We start from the raw sequence: 3,021 nt of genomic DNA on the forward strand, positions 1-3,021 counted from the left end.
CAACGATAGAAACCTTGGTTGCTAATACAATAACAATTCGTTGTTATTTCGCGTAAGCGAAACCCTTTGGGGTTGTATGGTTAAGTGACTAAGCGTACACGGTGGATGCCTTGGCAGTCAGAGGCGATGAAGGACGTATTAACTTGCGATAAGCGTAGATAAGGCAGTAAAAGCCACTTGAGTCTACGATTTCCGAATGGGGAAACCCACTAGCAAAAGCTAGTATTATTAACTGAATACATAGGTTAATAAGGCAAACCCGGGGAACTGAAACATCTAAGTACCCGGAGGAGTAGAAATCAACCGAGATTCCGAAAGTAGCGGCGAGCGAAATTGGATTAGCCCTTAAGCTTTTAATGATGCAGGTGAAGATTCTGGAAAGTATCGCGATACAAGGTGATAGCCCTGTAACCGACACATCATTTTAAGTGAAAACGAGTAAGGCGGGACACGTGATATCCTGTTTGAATATGGGGGGACCATCCTCCAAGGCTAAATACTACTGACTGACCGATAGTGAACCAGTACCGTGAGGGAAAGGCGAAAAGAACCCCTGTGAGGGGAGTGAAATAGAACCTGAAACCGTGTACGTACAAGCAGTAGGAGCGGGCATTGCGTCCCGTGACTGCGTACCTTTTGTATAATGGGTCAGCGACTTATATTTAGTAGCAAGGTTAACCGTATAGGGGAGCCGTAGGGAAACCGAGTCTTAACTGGGCGTCGAGTTGCTAGGTATAGACCCGAAACCAGGTGATCTAGCCATGGGCAGGTTGAAGGTTGAGTAACATCAACTGGAGGACCGAACCGACTAATGTTGAAAAATTAGCGGATGACTTGTGGCTAGGGGTGAAAGGCCAATCAAACCTGGAGATAGCTGGTTCTCCCCGAAAGCTATTTAGGTAGCGCCTCGGACGAATACTACTGGGGGTAGAGCACTGTTAAGGCTAGGGGGTCATCCCGACTTACCAACCCTTTGCAAACTCCGAATACCAGTAAGTAATATCCGGGAGACACACGGCGGGTGCTAACGTCCGTCGTGGAGAGGGAAACAACCCAGACCGCCAGCTAAGGTCCCAAAGTATAGCTAAGTGGGAAACGATGTGGGAAGGCTCAGACAGCCAGGATGTTGGCTTAGAAGCAGCCATCATTTAAAGAAAGCGTAATAGCTCACTGGTCGAGTCGGCCTGCGCGGAAGATGTAACGGGGCTAAGCTATACACCGAAGCTGCGGCAACATAATTTATTATGTTGGGTAGGGGAGCGTTCTGTAAGCCGTTGAAGGTGGACTGTAAGGTCTGCTGGAGGTATCAGAAGTGCGAATGCTGACATGAGTAACGATAATGGGAGTGAAAAACTCCCACGCCGGAAGACCAAGGGTTCCTGTCCAACGTTAATCGGGGCAGGGTAAGTCGACCCCTAAGGCGAGGCCGAAAGGCGTAGTCGATGGGAAACGGGTTAATATTCCCGTACTTCTTATAATTGCGATGGGGGGACGGAGAAGGCTAGGTGAGCCTGGCGATGGTAGTCCAGGTTCAAGGGTGTAGGCTAATTTCTTAGGTAAATCCGGGAAATTGTTAGGCTGAGACCCGATGTCGAGTCACTACGGTGATGAAGTCATTGATGCCATGCTTCCAGGAAAAGCCTCTAAGCTTCAGATTATAAGAAATCGTACCCCAAACCGACACAGGTGGTCGGGTAGAGAATACCAAGGCGCTTGAGAGAACTCGGGTGAAGGAACTAGGCAAAATGGTACCGTAACTTCGGGAGAAGGTACGCTCTTGACGGTGAAATCCCTTGCGGATGGAGCTATCGGGAGTCGCAGATACCAGGTGGCTGCAACTGTTTATTAAAAACACAGCACTGTGCAAAATCGTAAGATGACGTATACGGTGTGACGCCTGCCCGGTGCCGGAAGGTTAATTGATGGGGTTAGACTTAGGTCGAAGCTCTTGATCGAAGCCCCGGTAAACGGCGGCCGTAACTATAACGGTCCTAAGGTAGCGAAATTCCTTGTCGGGTAAGTTCCGACCTGCACGAATGGCGTAATGATGGCCACGCTGTCTCCACCCGAGACTCAGTGAAATTGAAATCGCTGTGAAGATGCAGTGTACCCGCGGCTAGACGGAAAGACCCCGTGAACCTTTACTACAGCTTGGCACTGAACATTGACCCTACATGTGTAGGATAGGTGGGAGACTTTGAAACTTCGTCGCTAGATGGAGTGGAGTCGACCTTGAAATACCACCCTTGTATGCTTGATGTTCTAACGTAGGCCCCTTATCGGGGTTGCGGACAGTGCCTGGTGGGTAGTTTGACTGGGGCGGTCTCCTCCCAAAGAGTAACGGAGGAGCACGAAGGTGGGCTAAACACGGTTGGACATCGTGTGGTTAGTGCAATGGCATAAGCCCGCTTGACTGCGAGAATGACAATTCGAGCAGGTGCGAAAGCAGGTCATAGTGATCCGGTGGTTCTGAATGGAAGGGCCATCGCTCAACGGATAAAAGGTACTCCGGGGATAACAGGCTGATACCGCCCAAGAGTTCATATCGACGGCGGTGTTTGGCACCTCGATGTCGGCTCATCACATCCTGGGGCTGAAGTCGGTCCCAAGGGTATGGCTGTTCGCCATTTAAAGTGGTACGCGAGCTGGGTTTAGAACGTCGTGAGACAGTTCGGTCCCTATCTGCCGTGGGCGTTGGAAGATTGAAAGGGGCTGCTCCTAGTACGAGAGGACCGGAGTGGACGAACCACTGGTGTTCGGGTTGTCATGCCAATGGCATTGCCCGGTAGCTAAGTTCGGAATCGATAAGCGCTGAAAGCATCTAAGCGCGAAGCGAGCCTTGAGATGAGTCTTCCCTGGCACTTTACGTGTCCTAAAGGGTTGTTCGAGACTAGAACGTTGATAGGCAGGGTGTGTAAGCGTTGTGAGGCGTTGAGCTAACCTGTACTAATTGCCCGTGAGGCTTAACCATACAACACCCAAGGGGTTTTGTGGACTCAATGCAAGAACATTGAATGTGTG

1 rRNA gene is annotated in these 3,021 nt (G+C 50.2%); it reads left to right on the forward strand.

Annotated features, from left to right (window positions below):
- Positions 1-78: 78 nt before the first annotated feature.
- Positions 79-2,971 (forward strand): 23S ribosomal RNA (locus tag AACW90_RS22825).
- Positions 2,972-3,021 lie beyond the last annotated feature (50 nt).

Source organism: Vibrio frigidus (genome assembly GCF_042465995.1).
Taxonomy (GTDB): domain Bacteria; phylum Pseudomonadota; class Gammaproteobacteria; order Enterobacterales; family Vibrionaceae; genus Vibrio.